This window comes from Paenibacillus xylanivorans (assembly GCF_001280595.1).
In the GTDB taxonomy this organism is placed as follows: Bacteria; Bacillota; Bacilli; order Paenibacillales; family Paenibacillaceae; genus Paenibacillus; species Paenibacillus xylanivorans.
The window spans coordinates 518,296-541,421 of the sequence record NZ_LITU01000070.1; the positions used below are offsets into that span (position 1 = coordinate 518,296).

The 23,126-nt window shown below is 48.2% G+C and carries 20 protein-coding genes; 8 read left to right on the top strand and 12 right to left on the bottom strand.

Features of this window, described 5'->3' with window-relative positions:
- Positions 1–376: 376 nt before the first annotated feature.
- Positions 377–1,603 carry an MFS transporter gene (locus tag AMS66_RS22030; protein ID WP_053782919.1) on the bottom strand — a complete coding sequence of 409 codons (1,227 nt, stop codon included), beginning with the start codon at positions 1,601–1,603 and terminating at the stop codon, positions 377–379.
- Positions 1,604–1,690: 87 nt separating this feature from the next.
- Here AMS66_RS22030 and mobA point away from each other — a divergent pair, with 87 nt between their 5' ends.
- The gene (gene mobA, locus AMS66_RS22035; protein WP_053782809.1) at positions 1,691–2,296 is read left to right on the top strand and encodes a molybdenum cofactor guanylyltransferase; all 606 of its coding nucleotides are present in this window, start codon (positions 1,691–1,693) and stop codon (positions 2,294–2,296) included.
- Positions 2,297–2,358: 62 nt separating this feature from the next.
- Here mobA and AMS66_RS22040 read toward each other — a convergent pair whose 3' ends face one another.
- The gene (locus AMS66_RS22040; protein ID WP_082350834.1) at positions 2,359–3,333 is read right to left on the bottom strand and encodes an AraC family transcriptional regulator; all 975 of its coding nucleotides are present in this window, start codon (positions 3,331–3,333) and stop codon (positions 2,359–2,361) included.
- 247 nt (positions 3,334–3,580) lie between these two features.
- Here AMS66_RS22040 and AMS66_RS22045 point away from each other — a divergent pair, with 247 nt between their 5' ends.
- The 6 genes from AMS66_RS22045 (at position 3,581) to AMS66_RS22070 (ending at position 11,815) form a co-directional block, all read left to right on the top strand.
- A complete protein-coding gene (locus tag AMS66_RS22045) occupies positions 3,581–5,584 on the top strand; it encodes a beta-galactosidase (RefSeq protein ID WP_053782810.1) in 2,004 nt (667 codons plus the stop codon).
- Positions 5,585–5,714: 130 nt separating this feature from the next.
- Positions 5,715–7,505, top strand: a complete 1,791-nt coding sequence (locus AMS66_RS22050) for a sensor histidine kinase (protein WP_053782811.1) — start codon at positions 5,715–5,717, stop codon at positions 7,503–7,505.
- Entirely contained in the window at positions 7,502–8,602 is a 1,101-nt protein-coding gene (locus tag AMS66_RS22055) for a response regulator (RefSeq protein ID WP_053782812.1), read from the top strand. The genes AMS66_RS22050 and AMS66_RS22055 overlap by 4 nt, the downstream gene beginning before the upstream one ends.
- 144 nt (positions 8,603–8,746) lie before the next feature.
- Positions 8,747–10,027: an ABC transporter substrate-binding protein gene (locus tag AMS66_RS22060; RefSeq protein WP_053782813.1), complete on the top strand. Its 1,281-nt coding sequence runs from the start codon at positions 8,747–8,749 to the stop codon at positions 10,025–10,027.
- Positions 10,028–10,106: 79 nt separating this feature from the next.
- Positions 10,107–10,991: a carbohydrate ABC transporter permease gene (locus AMS66_RS22065; protein ID WP_053782814.1), complete on the top strand. Its 885-nt coding sequence runs from the start codon at positions 10,107–10,109 to the stop codon at positions 10,989–10,991.
- Positions 10,988–11,815, top strand: a complete 828-nt coding sequence (locus tag AMS66_RS22070) for a carbohydrate ABC transporter permease (RefSeq protein WP_024632759.1) — start codon at positions 10,988–10,990, stop codon at positions 11,813–11,815. The genes AMS66_RS22065 and AMS66_RS22070 overlap by 4 nt, the downstream gene beginning before the upstream one ends.
- Positions 11,816–11,923: 108 nt before the next feature.
- Here AMS66_RS22070 and AMS66_RS22075 read toward each other — a convergent pair whose 3' ends face one another.
- Positions 11,924–13,408, bottom strand: coding sequence for an aminotransferase-like domain-containing protein (locus AMS66_RS22075; protein WP_053782815.1), 1,485 nt, complete (start codon positions 13,406–13,408; stop codon positions 11,924–11,926).
- Positions 13,409–13,564: 156 nt separating this feature from the next.
- Here AMS66_RS22075 and AMS66_RS22080 point away from each other — a divergent pair, with 156 nt between their 5' ends.
- A complete protein-coding gene (locus AMS66_RS22080) occupies positions 13,565–14,173 on the top strand; it encodes a LysE/ArgO family amino acid transporter (protein ID WP_053782816.1) in 609 nt (202 codons plus the stop codon).
- Positions 14,174–14,260: 87 nt separating this feature from the next.
- Here the strand turns inward: AMS66_RS22080 and AMS66_RS34585 are convergent, their stop codons facing one another.
- From AMS66_RS34585 to AMS66_RS22120, 9 genes are all read right to left on the bottom strand, one after another.
- Entirely contained in the window at positions 14,261–15,097 is an 837-nt protein-coding gene (locus AMS66_RS34585; RefSeq protein WP_053782817.1) for a methyl-accepting chemotaxis protein, read from the bottom strand.
- A gap of 322 nt (positions 15,098–15,419) precedes the next feature.
- The gene (gene moaA, locus AMS66_RS22090; RefSeq protein ID WP_053782818.1) at positions 15,420–16,421 is read right to left on the bottom strand and encodes a GTP 3',8-cyclase MoaA; all 1,002 of its coding nucleotides are present in this window, start codon (positions 16,419–16,421) and stop codon (positions 15,420–15,422) included.
- A gap of 119 nt (positions 16,422–16,540) precedes the next feature.
- On the bottom strand, positions 16,541–16,843 hold the full coding sequence (locus AMS66_RS22095) for a hypothetical protein (RefSeq protein ID WP_053782819.1): 303 nt from the start codon (positions 16,841–16,843) through the stop codon (positions 16,541–16,543).
- A gap of 196 nt (positions 16,844–17,039) precedes the next feature.
- Positions 17,040–20,252, bottom strand: a complete 3,213-nt coding sequence (locus AMS66_RS22100; RefSeq protein WP_053782820.1) for an efflux RND transporter permease subunit — start codon at positions 20,250–20,252, stop codon at positions 17,040–17,042.
- A gap of 39 nt (positions 20,253–20,291) precedes the next feature.
- On the bottom strand, positions 20,292–21,239 hold the full coding sequence (locus AMS66_RS22105; protein ID WP_053782821.1) for a TetR/AcrR family transcriptional regulator: 948 nt from the start codon (positions 21,237–21,239) through the stop codon (positions 20,292–20,294).
- Positions 21,240–21,518: 279 nt separating this feature from the next.
- A complete protein-coding gene (locus tag AMS66_RS34430; RefSeq protein ID WP_269084568.1) occupies positions 21,519–21,653 on the bottom strand; it encodes a hypothetical protein in 135 nt (44 codons plus the stop codon).
- A 171-nt stretch (positions 21,654–21,824) separates the two neighbouring features.
- Complete coding sequence (locus tag AMS66_RS22110) at positions 21,825–22,139, bottom strand: DMT family transporter (protein WP_053782822.1); 315 nt, start codon at positions 22,137–22,139, stop codon at positions 21,825–21,827.
- A complete protein-coding gene (locus tag AMS66_RS22115; RefSeq protein ID WP_053782823.1) occupies positions 22,139–22,480 on the bottom strand; it encodes a DMT family transporter in 342 nt (113 codons plus the stop codon). The genes AMS66_RS22110 and AMS66_RS22115 overlap by 1 nt, the downstream gene beginning before the upstream one ends.
- Entirely contained in the window at positions 22,477–23,100 is a 624-nt protein-coding gene (locus tag AMS66_RS22120) for a TetR/AcrR family transcriptional regulator (protein ID WP_053782824.1), read from the bottom strand. Before AMS66_RS22120 ends, AMS66_RS22115 begins: the two co-directional genes overlap by 4 nt.
- Positions 23,101–23,126: the final 26 nt, after the last annotated feature.

The window sequence follows — 23,126 nt, forward strand, 5'->3', positions numbered from 1 at the left end:
TTAAGGTCAATGCTACAAGTTAGGTTATAAACCTAAACTTAAATCTATAAACGTAAAAGGCGTCTCCAGGGCAATAAGCCTGGAGACGCCTTTCTCTTTATTACTACTTTTACTACTATTCTTAATCTTTTGTTTCGGTTTTTTAAACGTTGATGTTACACCATAACGGAGAGGGCAGAAATAACCTGAAGAAGCGTAGCGTTCGCCTAAAAGCTTTCTGAAAGAAAGCTACATCGGAAGCATACGCTTATCTCCGAATTTTACCCTTATAGAAGGGAATCAAAAAAATTCGGAGATAACAGCGATCGAAAGATTGTTCTGTCCTCGTAGTGCTCCAGTGTAAATCTTGAAAGGTTCAACCTTTACCAACAAAAGATTACCTGTCACCCATCTCTGTCAGTACAGTTGGCTGATATCCGTTGCGGCGGTTCGAGAACCACATAATGCCAAAACCAACGGCACCAATCAGGGAGAAGAATACCCCGATGTTATACATCACTTCAGCACCGAAGCTCTGGAACAGCCAGCCGCCGAACAGGCCGGCAATAACACCGGATATGCCACCCCAGGCCATCGTATACACGGCCTGACCAGAGGAGCGGTACGGCCTTGGAATGAACAGCATCGTCAGCTGGGTCCCAACATAGAAATAACCGCCGAACGTAACGGAATGCATGAGCTGAATGAACACAATCTCTAACGGATTGTTCGCCAGGGCCATGAGCTGCCAGCGGATGGCGAACAACAAACTAATCAATATCAACGAGGCGAGCAGCATGCTCATTTTACGTTTGAGAAAACGATCCAGGAGCAGGAACACACCCACTTCAAGTATGGATGATGTAAAGATGGCCCAGCCAACCATCTGTTTATCGCCGCCCATCTCGACGATGTACAATGACATGAATGTACTGTTCATGGCGTTGGGTACGGAAACCAGCACACCAAGCCCGATAAAGATCATAAAGTACGGGTTGAACATTACCCTGCCGAAACGCCGGAAACTAACTACAGGTGTATCTGAAGCGATCGGCTGTCTGGGTAAGAACAAGGCGAAAATAAAGGCAATGACAATCATGAAGGCAAAGACAATCGATACACTGCCCGCACCCATGCGGTCAATGAGCGGCCCGGCAGCTGCAGCGGTCAGAGCCCAGCCTAGCGATCCCCAAAGCCGAAATGTACCAAATTTCTGAGTAGTTCCATCAATATAACCGAGAATCAGGCTGTTGGTCTGGGCAAACAAAGGACTTTGAAAAAAATAAAAAAAGATCATGGCTGCATAGATCCAGGCATACGTAGGCGCATAGAATACGGCCTGAGCAAGCACAAAGGTGCCACCCATCATCATCATCAGGATAATACGAATATTGCGTGATTTATCGCTCCAGAAGCCCCAGAACGGATTGGCGAACAAGGATACAAACGGACCAATCGCCATCAGACTGCCAATTTCCAATTTGGTCATACCGATTTCCTGCAAATACAACTGAAGAAAACCGGCGAAGATTGAAATGGCTCCATAAATGAAAAAGTTATATAGTTTCAGCGAAACCAAAGAGGGATTGCCTCTTCCGGGTGCATATCTATCCAATAGAGCCATTCCTTTCAGAATCATATTCTTCAATGTATCATTTGTTGAAAGGGTATTCAATGTATAGAATACGTTTATTGAACGAGGAGGACTACCGTGAGCACAATAGAATGGACAGGTATTATATTGGCAGGAGGCTTATCCCGCCGTATGGGTTCCAATAAAGCATTATTGGAATGGAATGGTTTCAGCGTGCTGGAACAGGTCATCCAAGCGATGACACCAGCTGTGAATCGTATTATCGTTTCCGCAGGAAACAACACGGCTGCATACAACGCTTTGCCCTACGACTGCGTTCAGGATTATTACCCAGGGAAAGGGCCGCTCGCAGGACTGCACGCTGCGCTTGAAGCCTCGGAGACGGGCTGGAACCTTGTCTGTGCCTGTGATATGCCGCTGCTAGAGCTACCCTTTTTCAACGGCATGAAGAGGCTCACCGAATCTGGTCAAGAGCATCATGCGATCGTTCCGCGATTGGCAGGGCGGGTTCATCCGCTTGCAGGTGCTTACCATAAACGTATTCTCCCCGAACTTGAACAGCGCTTAATAGATGACAGACTAAGGGTAACCCAATGGCTTGAAGAAATCGGTTGCCGATATGTCGACGTGGATGAGCTGGAAAGCGCTGGCGTCCATGATGTGGCAATTCAGCTGAGCAATATGAATACGCCGGAAGAGTATGAGCTTATTCGTAACCGATAGGACGTCTCTAACCATGAGTTCATTCATCATCACATTTAACATCTAGCTCTCTTATACCTTCCTCATTCCAATTCGGTCCCCGAACTCTGGTGCGCTGGACCCGACTCGTTGGATATATCCTGAACGGAATTGCGATATTGAAGCGGGCTCTGGCCAGTCCATCGCTTGAATTGCCGACTAAAGTGGGACAGATGGGTATAGCCCAGCTTCCATGCAATTTCACCCAGAGAGAGCTTCGGCTGTTCGATCAGCACTTTGGCTTCCTGCAGTTTCAGGCTGGACAGATAGGCTCGTGGAGATTGTCCGTACACTTTGCGGAAGATCTGCAACCCATAACCTGGACTGATGCCAAACGAGGATATGATCTGCTCCACTTTGACGGTGGATACATTACCCTCCTTGATTCGAAGTTGCGTATGGAATGCTTGTTTGATGGCTTCTGCGATGGCCCCTGCATAATGCATGGCTGCTGGAGCTGGAGCATTAGGCGAAGCATCAGTTCGTGTGGGTTGTGGTTCACGGTCAGCTGCCTGGGATAACAGGGCAAATAGTTCAAACATGCGTGCCTGCATTATAAATTTGTCTGTGGAAGTGTATGCCTCCGATGTTCTGATCATGTTCATCCAGTTCTCCAGGACGGGACGTATTAGCATGTTATCTGTGGTGCCTGCCTCATAGATTCGGCTGTGATGTGACATCAGCTTCAGGGTGAATACAGGATCATCCACATTAAAATGAGCACTGAAATACATCATGCCCTCAGGTGAAACACATTGGTTTGTATGCTTGAATCCTGGTGGAATCAGCAGAATGGAACCTGCCTCAACTGTATAGGTATACCCGTGAATCACGCTCTCCTGGGTACCCTTTATAATCAGCATCATTTCAAAGCCCGGATGGGATTCCTCCGGCATCGCCCAACCGTATGGAACTTGTTGGCTGTGCGCTCCATAGAATTTAATGTTACAGTCGATAATAGGCAGCCAGTGAGCCATTGTATGATGTGGCATTTCTCTAAGCTGTGATCGGATATCCATGAGATTCACCTCGGAAAAGGGTAAAAACAACTCGCTTTGTACAATCGGCACCCATAGTATACTTCATTATAATCAGTTTAACGCCAACATTGAAAATCGCAGAGCAGGAGGGCGTTTGGACAGATGGATGAGCATCTAATGTACTTCAATAGATATTAATGTAAACGTTATCATTTTTCAAATGAATTATTTCATTTTGTATAAATGCCAAGAGCTCCATACTTCCATATGATAAGGGGATTTTAACATGGACAAGTTATTGTACGGGGTAGCCTATTATGATGAATATATGCCTTACGAGCGATTGGACAAGGATATTCAGATGATGAAGGATGCAGGCATCAATGTGGTGCGGATTGCGGAATCAACCTGGAGTACACATGAACCGCAGAGTGGCGTCTTCGACTTCTCCTCCGTAGATCGTGTACTGGATGCCATGCACGCGGCGGGCATTCAGGTCATCGTTGGTACCCCTACGTATGCTGTTCCGACGTGGATGGTCAAGGAGCACCCGGGTGTTCTGGCAACAACGGTGCAGGGACCAGGTAAATATGGTGCGCGGCAAATTATGGACATTACACATCCGACGTTTCTGTTCTATGCGGAACGTATCATTCGCAAGCTGATTTCCCGTGTCAGCAGACACCCTGCCGTGATTGGTTATCAGACGGATAATGAAACGAAGCATTACAACACCGCTGGAGATAACGTACAATTACAATTCGTCAAATATATGCGTAACAAGTTCAGCTCACTGGATGAACTGAACAAGGAATTTGGGCTGGATTATTGGAGTAACCGCATCAATAGCTGGGAGGACTTCCCTTCGGTTGTCGGTACGATCAATGGCAGTCTCGGAGCTGAATTTGCCAAATTCCAACGCCAACTGGTAACCGATTTTCTAGCGTGGCAGGTCGGAATTGTAAATGAGTACAAGCAGGAAGGGCAGTTTGTTACCCAGAACTTTGACTTCGATTGGCGTGGATATTCGTACGGCATTCAGGGGGATGTGGACCATTTTGCCGCATCCAAGCCTTTTGACATCACCAGTGTGGACATCTATCATCCGTCGCAGGATGAGCTGACAGGCATTGAGATTTCATTCGGCGGTGACGTGGCGCGCTCCACCAAACAATCAAACTATCTCGTACTGGAGACGGAAGCACAGGCATTCTGGCACTGGGTTCCTTATCCGGGACAGCTTCGCCTTCAGGCGTTTAGCCACTTGGCCTCCGGAGCCAACATGGTCGCCTATTGGCACTGGCATTCCTTGCATAATTCGTTCGAGACGTATTGGAAAGGATTGCTGAGCCACGATTTTGAACCGAATCCGGTATACAACGAGGCCAAGACGATCGGCCGGGATTTTGCCAGACTCAGCCCACAGCTGGTGAATTTGAAGAAAACAAATCGGGTAGCAGTGCTGTTCAGCAATGAGGCATTGACTGCAATTAAGTGGTTCGGGTTTAATTTTACCAGTGACAAAAAATACAATGACGTTGTGCGCTGGATGTATGACGAATTATACAAAATGAACATAGGCTGTGATCTGATTGATCCGTCTGCTGAGAGTTATGAAGGCTATGATGTAATTGTTGTGCCTGCTTTGTACGCAGCTTCCGATGCCTTGCTTGAGAGGCTGAACCAATTTGTACAGGATGGTGGGCATGTCGTTTACTCCTTTAAGAGCGGGTTCGCCAATGAACACATTAAGGTCCGCTCTACCCGCCAGCCTGGACTGATCAGTGAGGCTTGTGGCATCAGTTACAACCTGTTCGTTGAGCCGAAAAATGTGTCGCTGCGAGATGATCCGTTCGAGGTTGGAGAGGAACAGAATCAGATTCACACCTGGATGGAGCTCATTACGCCAACAACCGCTGAAGTACTGGCCTGGTATGATCATGCTCACTGGGGTGAATATGCGGCAATTACCCAGAATGCCTATGGTAAGGGCAAAGCGACGTACGTTGGATGTTATACCAGCTCCGAGGTGATCCGCAAAGTGCTGGAAAGTGTCATGAAGGAAGCCGGACTGTGGGGAGCCGATCAGGAATTGGCTTTTCCAATCATCGTGAAGAGCGGAGTGAATGAGCAAGGGAATACGATTCGGTATTTCTTTAACTACTCCGATCAGGCGACTTCGTTCGTGAATGCCTACGGAGATGGAACGGAACTTTTGGCAGGAACAGCGGTGTCCGGAGGGCACAACATTGAACTGGAACCGTGGGGGTTCTGCATTATTGAGCAATAATGGGAAATCATAAATGAATTGACAAGTCTGTTTTCAATGATTATAAAAAGAATACCAAGACCAAAGCGCCCTCGGCTTCATGCTGGGGCGTTTATCTTATTTTAGCTCATAGCTCAGGAGTGGATGCCTCGTGTTTACCGAATTATATCGGAAGCTTATTGATCCGTTCAAACGCAGCATTCGCAACAAATTGATACTCACCATGACGTTTCTGACGATTTTGCCCGTAATTGCCATGACGGTTGTAGCGGCCGAGAATACCCGTTCTTCGATGGAAGAAGAGATCATGGAGACCAACCGTGCAAATATGAATTGGGCCTCCATCTATTTGGGTGAACAATTCGCGCGGATGAACAATCTCATCTATTCCATTCAGATCAGTGATGAGCTGCATCAGTATTTGGCATTGAATCAGGATGCTCCAGCTGCCAGCCGATTCGATGAGCAGAAGGCGGTGTTCAACATGCTGAACAGTGTATATTATTCGGCTGGTAACTATGTATTTGGTGTGGAATTATACCTGAAGGAACTGGATACGTTGTTCACCTTTAACTCAATGGAAAGCCGAATCCGATCGGTCCCGGACATTCCTTCGGCATACGATGAACTTTTTGAGCACCATAAGGATTTTACGATTATTAACGATCCGAATGATTCAGAGAAGTTTCATATGACCCGCAGCATGAACCGTTTCGAGGATCAGGCGCAGATCGGCGCGATCAGTCTGGAAGTCAAGTGGGCCGAATTCAATCAGACGCTGGAATTGCTGGACAGCCGGGGAGATTATGCGGTGTACATCGCGGATAGTACGGGAAGTCCGGTCTATCAGCCAAACAAAGAGATACAGCCTTCAGCAGAAGCGCTGGAAAGACTCGCAGCTACGAAGGATAGCTCCGGTTTCATTCGAACAGCCAAGGAATATGTATTCTATCATGCCATTGACCCATCAGGAATGCGGCTGATCAAAATTGTTCCTTCCCATGTCATCAATGAGAGTGCGATGGAAACGATGAAGTATGGTCTTGTTGTGGGTGGGTTGGCTACCGTAGTCTCGGTGTTGTTGGCAGCACTTGTGGCTTGGCGAACATCCAAACCGATTGTTACACTGGCAAATTCCATGAAGGGAATCCAACTGATCAAAGACAAGGAAGTGGTGCGCAGTGGTCGGGTGGATGAGATTGGTCTGCTGGAGACAAATCTGCATGGTATGGCAAGTCGCATCCGGGAACATATCCGGGACAATTATCTGATGAACCTGGAGAAACAGACTGCTGAGCTCAAAGCGCTTCAGTCCCAGATTCACCCGCATTTTCTGCAAAACACATTGCAGATGATCGGAGGTATGGTGTATTCACAGAAGCCTGCAGACAGTTACAAAGTGATTCGTGCATTAAGTGAGATGTTCCGTTATATTGTCAGAGCGCCGGATGGTCTCGTGCCATTGCAGTCCGAATTGGACCAACTGGAGCATTATATGCTCATCCAGAAGCAGCGTTTTGCCAGCAGACTTGAATATAAACTGGAGATTGAAGGCGGGCTGGGAGACTGCTATATTCCCAAGTTGTCCCTGCAGCCGATTGTGGAGAATGCATTTGTCCATGGTCTGGAGAGAAAGCAGGGAGAGTGGAAATTGAACATTGAAGTTGTCCGACGGGATCATGAAGTAACCATCCGCATTTCCGATAATGGGGTGGGTATGGATCAAGAGAGGCTGGCCGAGATGCAATCCAGGCTGTCCAAGCTGTCCCAGCAAGGTGACAGGGTATGGAGCTCGGGGACAAGCATTGGACTGGTCAATGCCGCATCACGCATTGTGATGCACTTTGGGCCTGCATACGGCATGAACATGGAGAGTAGGGAAGGACAGGGAACGAGTGTTACTGTTCGAATTCCTTGCCATACAGGAGGCGAGATCTCGTGAACAAAGATCATTATAGAGTGTTAATAGTGGATGACGAGCCATGGAACAGAGATATTTTGCGCAATTTGGGCACGTGGGATGAGCTTGGCATGGTGGTTGCAGATGAGGCAGAGGATGGAGGAGAGGCGATCCGGCTGGTAGAGCAGCACCAACCCCATATTATCATTACAGACATGCGTATGCCGGGTACAGACGGCGTGGAACTGCTCCAGACGCTGAGCGCACAATATCCGCATATCAAAGTGATTGTAGTCAGCGGATATGATGATTTCAATTATGCGAAGCATGCGATTCGTCACCGTGCCGCTGATTATCTGCTCAAGCCCGTGAATCCTGATGAATTGAATAACGTTCTGGCTAAATGTAAACGAGAATTGGAAAAGACCGAATCCGGGCCAGAGTCCTGGGAACCATATCCTTCCGCTTTTTCGGGGGAATTCTCGTTGTTCCAGCATCAGGCACGCCTGCGTTTTAACGACTTGAATGTTCAGGGATTACGGGAGCTGTTCCAACAGCTGGAGCAACGGCTCGATACCAGTGGCATTCAAAGACCTCAACAGCTTGGGCGGATCGCATACGAATTGCAGACGCTACTGGGTGAGCTGTGTGTTTCCAACGGCTTATGCGAGCAACCCGTAGCAGCTGTGCTCCCGCCGCCGACGGCTCTGGCGTCCATCGCATCGGCGATAGATTGGATATCGGCATCATACTATACTTCGTTGGAGCAGCTGATTACGCAGCGCAAATTCAAGAACAAGCTGAACCTGGACGAGGTGAAGCAACACATCGAGCAGCACTGCATGGAGATGATTACGCTGGAGCAGCTCGCCCAGATCTTTTTTGTCAGCAAAGAATATCTCAGCAAGGTATTCAAAAAAGAATACGGCGTGAATGTGACCGACTATATTGTCCAGTTACGCATGGCAAGAGCAAAGGAATGGGTGCTGGATGATCAGATTCCATTCAAGCATATTGCCGAGATGACAGGTTATGAGGATGTATCTTACTTTTACCGGGTATTCAAGAAACACTTCGGAGTTTCGCCCGGGGAGATGCGAAAGGGACAGCCTCGTGTGTCAGATAACAGCCCCGACTAATTCATTCACAGAGCGTTTATGGTTGGATTAAGGTTTAAAATAATCCAATAAACGAGTCTAATTTTGTCCAATGAAGCGCTTTCATTTCGTGATATATAATGATCCTATGAAAGACAAACCAGTTACACCGGGAGGTCATAAGAGATGAAAGTATGGAAAAGCGTAGCAAGTGCGGTACTTGTGAGTGTTCTGCTCGCAGGCTGCGGTTCCAATGCGGGTACGGATGGTTCGACGGAGGGAGCTGCTTCGGGCAGTACGGTGTCCCTCAAAGTATTCATTGCGCAGCCGCGGCTGAAAGAACATTACGATAAATATATAGAACAGTTCAAAGCCAAGGAGAAAGCCGAAAAAAATATTGAGGTCAATGTGCAGCTGGAGATGCCGCCAGCAGATAATGCGCCGCAGATTCTGAAAACACGACTGGCCTCCAACGATGCACCGGACGTGTTCGCCCTTCATGCGGTGAATGAAATTCCACCATTCAGCAAAGCGGGTTATCTGGAAGACCTGTCGGGTCAACCTTTTGTCGATAAATTACTTGATTCCGTCAAACCTTCCGTAACGGATGCGTCGGGTAAAGTCGTGGCCGTTCCTTTGGAAACGTTATCTTGGGGGTACCTGTACAATAAGGATATTTTCAAAGAGCAGGGGCTAGAGGTACCAACCACTTTGACGGAAATGAAAGCGGTCGTGGAAAAGCTGAAAGCAGCCAATATCACACCGTTTGAACTGTCGTACAAAGAGGCTTGGATTCCACAACTTTTCCTGCCACTTACCGTGGGTGCACTGACTCAGTCAGAACACAAAGACTTCCTGGATAAGATGAATCAGGATCAAGGTTCCTTCTCGGATATGAAAGCATTGTTCGACATCTTCGATCTCGTCAATGCCAATGGAACGGAGAAAGCGCTTGAAGTGGGCGGCGATGATGGATCGGCAGCCTTTGCAACAGGCAAAGCAGCAATGTGGATTCAAGGACCTTGGTTCGCGGAAACCATCCTGAAGTCCAATCCGGACATCAACTTCGGTGTAGCGCCACTGCCAATCAATGACAATCCGGATGATACCAAAATCAATCTGAGCACATCGACTTCACTGGCCGTATCTTCCTCCAGCAAGAACAAGGAAGTGGCACTCGACTTCGTAAACTATGTTCTGGATGACAAGGATTCAAGTGCATTCTATGAAGCACTCAAATTCAATCCGGTTGCCAAAATCCATGACTTCAAAAGCTTCCCTTGGGTAGACGATGCCCTGAAATATGTAAATGAAGGCAAGGCGTATCAGGATCCATCCATTCCTCAAGCTGTTAAGGATGAATCAGGCAAAGCGCTGCAAGGTTACTACTCCGGACAATTGGATCAGCAGCAGGTGATTGCTGCGCTCGACAAGGCGTGGAAATCCTACAACAAAGTCAACAAGTAAGCAGATGAAACGGCTGGGCAGAACGGTCATCGTTCCCCCGTTTACACGAGTCTGCTTAGAGTGAAAAGGGGGAGAACCAATGGCTACGAATGTGTTCAAGAAGTATCTGTCGCTGCTCGCGTTCACTGCGCCTGCCTTTGTCATCTATGCCATTTTCCTGCTGTATCCCACATTTAGCGGCTTGTTCTACAGCTTGACGGACTGGAATGGTCTGAACCGGGATTACAGTTTTATCGGTCTGGGGAACTTCGTTGAGCTGTTCAAGGAAGATCCCGACTTTCTGAATTCCCTGTGGTTCACGCTGAAATATGTGGTGTTTATGTTGATTCTGCAAAACGGGATTGCCTTGCTGCTCGCCGTGTTCATTGAGACACGGACGCGCAGCAAGGGGTTATTCCGGACACTGTTTTTCATGCCGAATATGATCAGTACGATCATTAGCGCCTTTATGTGGACATTCATCTTCTCACAAGTGCTGCCGCAGTTAGCCGAAAAGCTTGCTTTCACTTTTCTGGACCAGCAATGGCTGGGTGATCCGAAATTCTCATTCTACTCCATCCTGATCGTATCGCTCTGGAATGGTGTGGGGTATATGATGATCATCTATCTGGCTGCCCTGCAAGGTGTTCCGAAGAGCCTGAAGGAAGCCGCTGTAATAGATGGAGCCAATGCATTTCAAGTGCTGCGTAATGTCGTATTGCCGATGATTACTCATGCCGTGACGATCTGTTTCTTCCTAACGCTGAACGGAGCCTTCAAAGTATTTGAAGTCGTGTACGGTCTGACAGGTGGCGGTCCAGGCAGAGCCACTCAGGTCATTACGATGAATATCTATGAAGAGGCATTCTCCAACAACTTTAGATACGGCTATGCCAGTGCCAAGTCGGTTGTGTTATTCGTCATCGTGCTCATCTTCACACTCATTCAGATTACGGTGATGAAGAAGAAAGAGGTGGAAGCATGAGGATGCAACGAATTAACAGCTACTTGATTCGACTGCTGCTGGTGCTGGGCTCCCTCGTCGCAATGCTGCCAATCTACATGGCGATTGTGAACTCATTCAAAACTCAAGGCGAAATGTTCCAGTCCTTTATTGCGCTCCCTACGACATTTCATTGGGAAAACTATTCGGATGCGTTTAACAAAATCAACTTGCTGGGCAGCTCATTGAACTCGGCAATCGTGTCCTTCCTGGGCATTGGTGGTATCGTATTCTGCGCTTCATTGGCCGGATACAAGCTGTCGCGTACCTCAGGCAGATTGAGCAACCTGATCTTCTTCCTGTTCGTGGCTTCCATGCTCGTACCTTTTCACTCGATCATGATTCCGTTGACACGGGTAGCCAAAGGACTTCACGTCCAAGGAAGCACATACGGCCTGGCACTGATCTATATCGGACTTGGTGTGAACATGGCTATCTTCCTGTATCACGGGTTTGTTAAGTCCATCCCGCGTGAATTGGAAGAGTCGGCACAGATGGATGGATGCAATGAGTTCCAGACGTTCTTCCAGATTATCTTTCCATTGTTGCTGCCGATTACAGTCACCATCGCCATTTTGGACTTCCTGTGGATCTGGAATGACTTCCTGTTGCCACTGCTCATGCTGACGGATGTGAATCGTTATACGTTGATTCTCTCCACGAACATGCTGTTTGGCGAGTACAACAAGGAATGGCCGCTGATTCTGTCTTCTCTGGTACTTACCGCGATTCCGGTGGTTCTCATCTATGCGTTCTTCCAAAAGTTCATCATGGAGGGCATTGCAGAGGGAGCGGTAAAAGGATAAAGAAAACCTGCGACCTGGAAGTATTGGTCTCATTTATACTAAAGTTCGAACAAACTGCCTTGATCTGAGGGATGTAATCCCTTCCGATCAAGGCGGTTTTTCATTTCATCATGCCATCAGCTTCTTGACTGCCTGTGCCAGCAAGTGCAGACCATGCTCCATCTCATCCGGTGAAGCATAGGCGTAGGACAGACGAATGTGTTCTGCATCCAGGCGGTCATAGAGATATCCCGGATGAATCAGCACATGATTCTCCAGACAGGCATGGAACAGTTCGCGAATGGAGAGAGGGTCAACAGTAAATCGGAGCCAGATATAAAAGCCTCCGGCAGGTACGCTCCACTCGGCAAATTCACCGAAATCACGTTGCAGAAGATCAAGCATCAAGTCTCTGCGTCTTCGAAGTTCTGGTCGTAGACGATCCATATGCTGCTCATGGTATCCATCGGCAAACCAGAGTGCAGCAGCCTCCTGAGCGAGGGAGCTGGTGCCATAATCCGTCTGCATCTTGATGTCTGCGAGGCGACGGATGACCGGCTCCGGCCCAACCAGCCAGCCGAGGCGCAGACCGGGGCTGACCGCCTTGGACAAGGTGCCCATATGCAGCACCCGTCCTTCTTTATCACGCGCCTTCAGCGATGGTGGCGGGGGCTCGTCCAGCCACAGGTCGGTGTAGGCGGCATCCTCCAACAGAGAGATGCCGGTGTTCCGCGCTGTGGCGAGCAGCTCTTCCCGGCGGCTGTCACTCATGACGGAGCCGGTAGGGTTGTGGAAGCTCGGAATCGTATAGAGCAGCGAGATGCTGTCCTTGTTTGTATTGTTCTGTACAGCATCTTCCAGTCGCGGAATGTGTAATCCTTCGGCATCCATCGGAATGCCGCTCATTTTCAATCCTGCCGATTGGAAGGCGTGAATGGAGTACAGATAAGATGGTTTCTCCAGCAGAACTGCCGATCCGCGGGGTAGAAGACCAACTGAAATAAGGTGCAGTGCCTGGAGAGAGCCGGATACGATCAGAATGGAGTCAGGGGAGGCTTGGATGCCGCTTGCTTGCAAGTAAACGGACAAAGCCTGACGGAGCTCCAGACTACCCTGAGGTTCGAGGTAGTTTAGTGTACGAGAACGACTGGATAGAGCATGGAGGATGTCGTTAAAAGCCTTCTGGGGCATCAGCTCAGGTGCAAGCTCACCTGTACCAAGCCTGATGATGCCTGGCTGGAACTCAGCCCGGTTAATCTGCTGTACCTCTGGCAGATTGGGGTAATACCAGCCTTCTTCGATGGCTTCCTCCCAGTTGGGCAGGGCTCCGTGAGCCAGTGCATGCCAGCCGGAGCCGCAGACATATGTTCCGCCTCCATGTCTGCCTTCAATCATGCCTGCGGCAGCCAGATTTTCCAATGCAGTGACCAGCGTGCTGCGGTTCACACCCATGGATTGAGCCAATGTTCGTTGTGAAGGAAGCCGATATCCTGCTGTCCATTCCCCGGCAGTAATTTTTTCGCTGATATAGACCTCAATCTGACGGTACAGAGGCAAGGAATGGGAGGGGTCCGGCTTCCAGCTACCCCCACGTAGAGTATCGGAACGATTCATGCGCAGGTTTGCCTCCTTTTTGGAATGAGTGATGTATTTACGTTTTCTCTTATTTCGAACACTATATCATTTGGTTGGTTCCAATGCCATCCAAGTGGTTGGTTACGCCTGACGTTATCTCCTCTACTATGGAGACATGTCTAAGGGGGATGAACGATGGGTGTAATTATTCACGCGGTGGTGCTGGCGTTTGGCCTGATCTTGCCACTCGGTGTACAAAATGTATTTATTTTTAATCAGGGCATGAGTCAGCGAAGTTATGCGCGGGCGCTGCCAGCTATAGTAACCGCAGGACTCAGTGATACGTTGTTGATTGGAGCAGCGGTCGGAGGGGTGTCCCTCATTTTGCTGCAATGGCCGCTGCTGGCGACTGTATTGTATGCAGGAGGGAGCTTGTTTTTGCTCTATATGGCATGGAGCATTTGGAGGTCATCTGGGCCTGCGAATGGTTCAGCAGCCGTGCTGTCTGCGGGACGGCAGATCGCCTTTGCTGCTTCCGTTTCCTTGCTTAATCCGCATGCCCTGCTGGACACGATAGCCGTAATTGGCACCAGTTCACTTCAATACGAAGGGGTGGCACGCTTTTATTTTGCCATAACGGCGGCAGTGGTATCATGGGTATGGTTTCTGGGACTAGCAGGTGCAGGCAGGCTTATTGGAAGAACAGATCGTACAGGCCGGGTCAGTGTTTTCTTCAATCGGTTGTCCGCTGTAGTCATGGTCGGAATGGCGGGCATGATGCTGTGGAAGCTGGTCTTCTCGTAAAAATAGAAAAGAATCCCCTCACGCTGCACGTGTGGGGATTGTAGGTATGCTGGCTTTATGCTAAATGCGCCAAATGAGTACTCTATATTATTCTGCCTTCAGTAGCATGGATTCAATGAAAGCTTTGAGATCCTTGGATGCGTTGTTCAGTTGATCAATCACCTCGCTGAACTCGGTGACGAGCTCGGCTTGTTGGTTGCTGGACTGGGCGATGGATGTAATCTCCTGCTCCATCTGACGAATGGAATGCTGTACTTCCTTCAAGGAGCGTTCAATGTTCACTGTGGCTTCTTTGGTTCCGGTGGATAATTTGCGCACTTCGGTAGCAACAACGCCAAAGCCGGCTCCTGCTTCTCCTGCTCGAGCCGCTTCAATGGCAGCATTTAAACCTAGCAGGTTCGTCTGTTCTGAAATTTCGCGAATGAATGAAGCCACTTTGGTGACTTCACTGGAATTTTGCACCGCCATCCGTGTGTTGTCCAAAATCTGTGAAGATGAAGCGGTCAGCTGCTGGGACTGAGCAGCTACGGTCTGAACCATATCCGTCAATCTGCCGCTGATGCTGCCGATCAATTCCGTAAAGTGCCCCAGTTGTTCCTCATTTTGGAGTGAAAATCCGATTGCGAGCGCACCCACGATATTCCCTGCTTCATCGCGAAGCGGGGTAGCTGTCGAATTGAGGGCAGTCCCGTAGTGATGCGCTTCAATACGATTAGCTGAAGTTTCACCATCGATAAGGGCCCGGCGCAATGTAGGATCTTCAAGCGAGATCGGGTCCCCTGCCTTGATACCAAGATCGAGATCCTCGCTGGGCACATAATACCAGAATTTCTCGGTGTCTGTTACAGCAATCATCAGATTGTGTTCCTTGAGCATGATTTTAAAATAAGGGCTGGCTGCAACGACTGCTTCAACAATATTCAATTGGATCAACTCCTATATATGTGTGCGTATGATCTTGATGTATTGTATATACATCGTCAGAATTGCTGGATTCCTGAAGGCTTGGCGAGGGCATACGGCAGATTAATTTTATTTTAATCATGGAATCAGGAAAATCGATCAACAAGGTTAGATAAAAGATAAATACATGACAAAAAAGCTGCTGAGGATCATCTGACCTCAGCAGCTTTTGATACATCGATAATGGCTGTATTTTGAGAAGTATATCGGGAGCTTACGTGGTTATTTTCTTCTGCTTTGATGTACCAGACATGAACAGGAATGACTGTTAGATAAAGTTTGCCTATCCACCAATCTGGGACATGCGTCGTACTGTCGGTGTATGGCTTTGCATTTTCCGCTCCAGGGCAAGCGCCATTTCATGATTCTTCGGTTTGGTGCCAAGGGCTTTGAGGAAGAGAGCTGCCATAGCATCGGGGGCATCTACGTAGCGGCGAACGTTGTATTCATCCGACCAGTACAGACAAGCTTTGATATGCCCATCTGCTGTCAGGCGGAGACGGTTGCAGTTATCACAGAAGTGGTCACTCACCGGATGAATTAATCCGAATGTACCTTGAGAACCGGCAATCTTCATATTTCGCGATGGACCATTCCCTGCCGGACCTGCTGTATTTTCCACTGTCCAACCAGCTTCTGCGCATACATCCGTAACGGCTTCCAGCGGCAAGTACGATTTGCGCCATGAATCGGAAGCCTGCCCAATCGGCATATATTCAATGAAGCGCACATGCAGTGGTTGATCTATGGTCATGGCAATGAAATCCTTAATCTCATCATCGTTGATGCCCTTCATTAACACGACATTCAGCTTGATCGGAGCAAGTCCAACTGCCGTGGCGGCTTCAATGCCTTTCAGCACCTTATTTACATCCCCGCCGCGAGTAATCATGGAGAAACGGCTCGCCTGCAGGGAATCCAGACTGATGTTAATCCGGTTCAGTCCAGCGTCTTTCAGGGCCTGAGCCTGTTTGTCCAGCAACAATGCATTGGTCGTCAAAGCAATATCGTCAATCCCGTCAATGGCCGAGATCATACTTACAAGTTGATGCAGATCTTTCCGTACCAGTGGCTCGCCTCCGGTCAGGCGGACTTTGCGCATTCCCATAGGAGCCAACACTTTGAGCACCTGGGCGATTTCCTCGTAGCTCATAATTTGGTCATGCGGGGCAAATTCCATGCCTTCTTCGGGCATACAGTACACACAACGCAAATTACAGCGGTCCGTAACAGAAATACGGATGTAGTCATGTATTCTGCCAAAAGAATCCTGGAGCATTTCCATGCAGACCACCCTTTCATTGATTCAGATTGGAAAGCTTCTATATGAAATGAACCGACAATGTCTAAACGAACAGTTGCATCAAATTTTAGCTATTTCTCCAATCCGCGTCAATGATGACGTCAGGTAATCGCGTTTTTATCGGGATGGGTCAGTTGAAATTGTCCGACAAGTTGTTGCAAAAAGACCGTGATGGCTTCTACATTGTGCGATGAATGCTGAACGTGGAGCATGTCGTTAATAAGCTCGACCATCTCGGCTTCCACCTCGGAAGACGTGGAACGGTTTTTGTGGCTAATGGCCGCGATATTCTCCATCAACACGACAACCTGATCCACAACCTGTGTTCGTTGAGGTTCTTCAGCCGTCGCACTTTGAAGTAACTGCGAAGCAGCCTGAACGAGGGTGGTGCCTTCAGCCAGCACCTTGACGCCCGCATCTGGTACTGGTTGTTCATCACATCGTCTTTGTTTGGAGAAGGGTCTTCTGTGTTCATGTATTACCGGGAATAGGGGTAAGCAATCGTAGCTAAATGTAAAACACCCCTTAGCCAGATATCAGAATGTACAAACCATTCTAATATGGACTAAGAGGTGTTCTAGGTTAGAATTTCAATGTCGATTAATCTTCGATTCTTTTCTTTTTGAACTTCATCAGGAACTCATACACGATTGGCACGATAACCAGAGTCAGCAGCGTGGAGCTGATCAGACCGCCAATTACGGTAATGCCGAGACCTTTCGAGATGATTCCTGCGCTTTCTTCAAGTCCTGTAACCAGTGGCAGCAAGGCACCAATGGTAGCCAGAGCTGTCATCAGAATTGGACGCAGACGTGTTGCACCGGCTTCCAGCAAGGCTTCACGGGTAGGCATACCCTCTTTTTCCTTGTGGATAACACGGTCGATCAGGACGATGGCATTGGTGACCACGATCCCGATAAGCATCAGTCCACCCATCATGGCCGAGACATCAAGCGTACCGCCAGCCACGAACAGGCCGACCATAATACCGATGATGGTAAACGGCAGAGAGAACAGGATGGCAAATGGCGCCAGTCCGCCGCCGAATGTAACGACGAGCACAAAGTATACAATGGCAATGGCTGCTACCATAGCAAGACCGAGTTGAGTAAATGTATCATTAATCTGTTCGGTCGTTCCGCCAAATTTCACTTCCACACCATCCGGCAGATCCAGCTTGTCGATGTTGGCTTGCAAGTTGGATGAAGCTTTTTGCACATCGGAAGCCAAAATGTTGGCTGACACTTGAACGACGACTTTGCCGTCAATACGCATGATGGAGTTCGGCGAGGTGCCTTCTTCCACTTTCGCGACATCTTTGATTGGTATTTCGATGCCGAGCGGCGAAGTAACTTTTTCGTTTTCAATATCAGCAATGCTGTTGAATGACTTTTTGTCTGTCTCTACATAGACTTTATACGTTTTGTTGTCGATATCCACTTCCGTGAGCACTGGACGTTCCCGTGCAGGGCTAAGCGCCATGGCCAGTTGGCCTGCAGTCAGACCCAGCGAGCTCAGTTTCTCCTGATCTGCGACGAGCGTGTATTGCCCATAGGTATCGGAGAGCGTGGTGTCGGCTTTTTCAAAGGATTCGGTATCTGCTTCAACCAGTTTCAGAATCTCATCCGAGACAGGTTTGATCTGATCTACATTGTCACCATAGATGGAAAGGCTCAAGCTGCTGCCTCCCAGACCCCCGGACATGTCAAGCTCACTCCAGGTTCCTACAGTAACTTCTTTCTTCAGACCTTCCACAAGCTGTTCTTTCACTTTTGTAAAGTCTTTCGTATCTTCGTTGTATTCAATATAGAACAGGGCAGAGTTGGAGCTTCCGCCACCCATACTGCTCAGTGGATTGCTGCCGCCGATGGAATACTGCATTTTCTCCAGACCTGGCTGTGTCAGCAACCATTTCTCGGCTACGAGCGCTTCTTTCTCAACATCTTCACGCAAAGCTCCAGTTTCCGGGCTGTACGTAATCGTCACATATTTATCCTGTTGTTCCGGCAGGAAACTTGCACCGATGAACGGATACAGGAACAAACTGCCGACCAGCAGCAATACAGCGACGCCGACCGTAATGAGTTTGTGTGACAATGTCCAGTTCAGAAGGCGTTTATATCCTTCCGCCATCTTGCCTGGTTTTTCATGATTCTGCTTGTTCTTCAGACCTTTGCGGAACAGCGTGTGTGCCAGCATTGGTACAATCGTAACGGCCACAATCAGGGATGCCAGCAAGGCAAATACCATGGTCAGGGCAAATGGCATGAACAGCTCACCAACCATACCACTCACCAGTGCCAGTGGCAGGAATACCGCAATCGTTACAATCGTGGAAGAAAGGATCGGTATGAACATTTCCCGGGTAGCTTCCCGGATCAATTCACGGCCTTTCAGCTTTTCTCCCTTGAGTGTCAGTCTGCGATAGATATTCTCGATAACGACAATAGAGTCATCGACAACCCGTCCAATCGCAACCGTCATGGCACCCAGCGTCATCATGTTCAGCGTGATGTCCATCATATTGAGCGCGGTCAATGCCATGAGCAAGGAGAGCGGGATGGAGATAATGGAAATAATAGTAGAGCGAATATCACGCAGGAACAACAGAATGATCAAAATGGCGAACAAAGCACCAAACATTGCTTTGAACAACATCGTGTTTACGGAGTCCTGGATCGGTTTACCTTGGTCGAGCAAGACAGTCAGTTCGGCATTTTTGAACTGCGTCTGCAATTCTTCCGCTTTGTCTTTAACCGCCTTGACGACATCAACCGTGTTGGCATCATTGGACTTCACGATCGAAATCCCGATAGATTCCTTACCGTCTGTACGGGAAATGGATTCCGCCTGACCAATGACTTCAATTTTGGCGATCTCGCTTAATTTAACCGTTGGAATTCCAGGTGCGTTAGCGGCAGCAGTGCTACCCACACTGGCGTTTCCGCCAGCGGCTTGTCCCGGAACCTGATTAGAACCTTGTGCAGAGCCTTGAGTGGCTCCACCAGCTTGTGCGCCGGCGCCTTGTGGTGCTGTGGCCGAACCACTGCCTGCGCCTGCACCGCTTGGTACAACCGGAATGGCTAGATTTTTCAGATCATCCAGATCGATGATATTGCCGTCAACAACAACAGCTTTCTGTGCTTTGTCCAGTTCGAACAGTCCCAGTGGTACACGGACAGAAGAACCTTGAACGATGCCGTTGACTGTGTCTTCAGTCAAACCTAGTTCATTCATTTTTTTCTGGTCAAACTTCAGTTGAACTTCCTTAACAAATTGGCCGGAAACTTGGACTTGAGCTACACCGTCAATATCTTCGAGTGCAGGCTGGATATCCGTTTCAACCAGTCGAGTCAATTGTTCCAGATCGCCGCCATCCTTGTCGGATAAGCTGAGCGAGACAACCGGGAAAGAGTTGATGCTGAACTTCGAGATGGTTGGTTTCTGTACGCCGTCAGGCAACTGCACCTCATTCAGTGCTTCGCGCACCGCTGCGGTAGCGTTGTTCAGATCAGTACCATAATCAAATTCGAGGGTTATGGAAGAGGCATTCTCCATGGAGGTGGAGGTGAGTGTCTTAATTCCCTCTACATTTCTTAAGGTCTGTTCCAATGGCTTGGTGACATCCTCCACAATACCTTCCGGAGCAGCCCCTGGGTCAATGGCCGTAACATTCAGGAATGGCACATTGATGTTTGGAATGGTCTCCTGCTTCATCGTCAGTCCGCTGTACAAACCGGCGAAGGAAACGATGATGGTCAGAATCCAGATCGCAAACTTGTTGTTCAGTGAAAAATTAATAATCCCTTTCATACGATGGTTTCTTCTCCTCTCTGTTCTCCCTGTATTTCTTTATTGTTGTGTCGAGTCAGCCTGGATGAACCGGCTATACATGGCATCCATAATGTGCTGAAGCTCGGAGTGCAATGGCTGGATAACAGGAATATGATCCAGATTGCGCATCATGCCCAGAATAATGGCACGTCGCGGTGTGAATTCCATCATTTCCTGTCTAAGTATCGCGATGGTCTCTAGTGCATCGTTGCGTAATTGCCCTGGTGGCATATCCGAAGTAATGATATCCTTCATCTGTTTGATGATGTGAATGGGATGACGCATCACTGTGAAATCCGTATCTGAATCGCTGCTCCACGCAGGCCACTGTTCCAGAGGAATCAAAGGCGCAGGGCGCTGGTCGAGCAATCCGTGAGCTGCATAATCGATCGTTTGCAGCATGTTGCTTGCCATCTTGGATACGGTAAGGGAAGGCATTTCCGTAAACCAGATTTTGACGTAGGAGAGGAACAGACCATGTGTAAGCAAAATAAGGTCTATGGTATAGGGTTCAATCTCCGGTCCGTACAGATCCTCCAGTTTGTCCTTAAACCAGTGCAGGGTACGGATCTCCAAATCTTTATGCTGCGGGTTGCACCTTTCCTTGCGATGCTGCTCTTCATCCATCATCATGCTGCGCATTTGCACGCGTAAAAATTCCTTCAGCTCGGATACATGGACAAGCAATGTTTCAGTCTGCTTATGCAGACGTTCTCTCGAAGTGAGCCCAGTTTCATGTTCAATCTGGGACATTTCATCCATAAGTGTGAATATGCAGTACTCCATCGTACTGGACTCTAATTCCTCTTTGGATTTGAACATGAGGTAGAGGCTGCCTTTCGACATCCCGCATATCTCTGCAATCTCCTGCATGGAAGTTGCAGCACTGCCTTTGGCTGAGAACAGCTGGAGTGCTGTGGTAATAATAAGCTTTTTCTTCTCATTCATTTCATGGATAGGGTTCATTAACGATACATCCACCTCACTTGCGGAACTTATGAGTTCTTGAATTGACTTAAGGGTCAAACCAAGTATAAACGATATGGACAATGGAATTCAAATGGGAGAGAAATGGAAAAAGAAGAGGGCATATCATAAGGGGCTTGGAGCATTTTTCTTACGTCATGCAGATACCTTAAAGACTATATAATGAGTGACGATATGTTCATTGCAATATGTATGATAATCACGAGTATTCAAGGTAGGGCCAGCAAGCTCAGCATGATGATTTTCAAATGATCTGTTTCAGGCTCCGCCCCTAAAGGCGTAAATGGCGAGAAGAATAATGGCTACAAGAGCAATCAGATAAAAGGCTCCCACAGCGACCAGAAAGATGTATCCGGTAAAAGAACCCATACGCGCGAACAATTTCTTCATCATCACGACATCCTTTCTTACGTAACAGAGTGTTGGGAGGTTTCCTATTTACATCATATCCCAAAAAGACGACTTCCTGATCGAAGTCGTCTTTTTTTAATAATTAATTTATATGAGATTATCGAAGTGAAGTTAAGAATCGCTTGATAACGGAGAGTACGTAACCGGTAACTTTTACGTAATCAGTTTCAATCCGATCGCCGCCACCAAAATCATGGCTATAAACAGCAGCCGCTTGGCTTCCTTCCGCTCACCGAACAGGAACATACCTGTTAACGTACTGCCCACCGTACCGATTCCAGTCCACACCGCATACGCTGTGCCCATGGGAATGGAGGTCATCGCATAGGATAACAGAGAGAAGCTGATCACGAAGGATACGAGCATGAGCACGATATAAGGCCAGCCCTTCCGGGAAGAAGCACCATTAATGCCGATGACGCCAAAAATCTCACATATGCCTGCACCCACAATTGCCATCCAAGCCATTATGCTTCACCTCCTTTTGCCGATTGTTGATCCGTGACCAGTTTCAGTCCGACCACACCGCATAGCAACAGACCGATGAGCAAAACTTTAGCAAGTGAGAATGCTTCACCAAATAGCAGCATTTCGGTCAGTACCGTACCTGCGGTACCAATCCCGGTAAATACGGCGTACACCGTACCCACAGGCAATCTTTTGGAAGCAGCGATGATTAATCCAAAGCTGAGGATGATGGCTAGGGCTGTCAAAGCCCATTCCCAAACATTGGAGGCGTGTTTCAGCCCACTTACCCATACAATTTCAATGATTCCTCCGATAAATACATATAACCAGTTGCGGTTCATGATGATAAATCTCCTTTCGGCACAAAGGGCTGTGCCTCTTGTTTCAGATGATGAATGCCATACCAGTAGACAGGCCAGGACGCTTCAATCCGTTTCCTGTATCGACGTGAACTTCCATAGATAATCTCGACCGTGATGCCATCGAGAAAAGTCATAAAAGCAATTGCAGCTTGTTCAGCCGGAACAGCCTGTAGTTCTCCCTTACATGTCGCTTTTTGCAGCAGTCGTGACAGTGACCGCTCCATACCGTCCAGAAACGGGTACACCATATCCATGACTTCGCTATATAACGAAAGTGGTGGGAAGTAGCACATACGCAGCATAAAGCGGGCAGAGGCATTACAGTTATACTCTTGCTCAAACCATATCAGCAATCCCTTCAACCTTTGTTCCAGTGGAAGATCGGCGTGATCACGGAAGTATTCCAGCGTTCGACGCTGAACATCCTTGAACGCATGCGCAAGGGTGTGCAAAAACAGGTCATCCTTGCCGCTAAAATGTGCATATATGGACGGTTTTTTAATCCCGACTTCGTCAGCGATAGCTCTTAAGGAGGCCCCTTCATATCCATCTCTTGCAAAATGGAACAGGGCTGCATCCCGAATTAAATGTGCAGTCATTAACATCACCTTCCTAACGGTCGTTA

What these genes read in the sequence shown, in the direction of transcription:
- AMS66_RS22030 (WP_053782919.1), bottom strand. Translation starts at nt 1,603, where the DNA reads ATGGCTCTATTGGATAGATATGCACCCGGAAGAGGCAATCCCTCTTTG.
- AMS66_RS22040 (WP_082350834.1), bottom strand. Translation starts at nt 3,333, where the DNA reads ATGGATATCCGATCACAGCTTAGAGAAATGCCACATCATACAATGGCT.
- AMS66_RS22045 (WP_053782810.1), top strand. Translation starts at nt 3,581, where the DNA reads ATGGACAAGTTATTGTACGGGGTAGCCTATTATGATGAATATATGCCT.
- AMS66_RS22060 (WP_053782813.1), top strand. Translation starts at nt 8,747, where the DNA reads ATGAAAGTATGGAAAAGCGTAGCAAGTGCGGTACTTGTGAGTGTTCTG.
- AMS66_RS22065 (WP_053782814.1), top strand. Translation starts at nt 10,107, where the DNA reads ATGGCTACGAATGTGTTCAAGAAGTATCTGTCGCTGCTCGCGTTCACT.
- AMS66_RS22070 (WP_024632759.1), top strand. Translation starts at nt 10,988, where the DNA reads ATGAGGATGCAACGAATTAACAGCTACTTGATTCGACTGCTGCTGGTG.
- AMS66_RS22075 (WP_053782815.1), bottom strand. Translation starts at nt 13,408, where the DNA reads ATGAATCGTTCCGATACTCTACGTGGGGGTAGCTGGAAGCCGGACCCC.
- AMS66_RS22080 (WP_053782816.1), top strand. Translation starts at nt 13,565, where the DNA reads ATGGGTGTAATTATTCACGCGGTGGTGCTGGCGTTTGGCCTGATCTTG.
- moaA (WP_053782818.1), bottom strand. Translation starts at nt 16,421, where the DNA reads ATGGAAATGCTCCAGGATTCTTTTGGCAGAATACATGACTACATCCGT.
- AMS66_RS22100 (WP_053782820.1), bottom strand. Translation starts at nt 20,252, where the DNA reads ATGAAAGGGATTATTAATTTTTCACTGAACAACAAGTTTGCGATCTGG.
- AMS66_RS22105 (WP_053782821.1), bottom strand. Translation starts at nt 21,239, where the DNA reads ATGAACCCTATCCATGAAATGAATGAGAAGAAAAAGCTTATTATTACC.
- AMS66_RS34430 (WP_269084568.1), bottom strand. Translation starts at nt 21,653, where the DNA reads ATGATGAAGAAATTGTTCGCGCGTATGGGTTCTTTTACCGGATACATC.
- AMS66_RS22110 (WP_053782822.1), bottom strand. Translation starts at nt 22,139, where the DNA reads ATGGCTTGGATGGCAATTGTGGGTGCAGGCATATGTGAGATTTTTGGC.
- AMS66_RS22115 (WP_053782823.1), bottom strand. Translation starts at nt 22,480, where the DNA reads ATGAACCGCAACTGGTTATATGTATTTATCGGAGGAATCATTGAAATT.
- AMS66_RS22120 (WP_053782824.1), bottom strand. Translation starts at nt 23,100, where the DNA reads ATGACTGCACATTTAATTCGGGATGCAGCCCTGTTCCATTTTGCAAGA.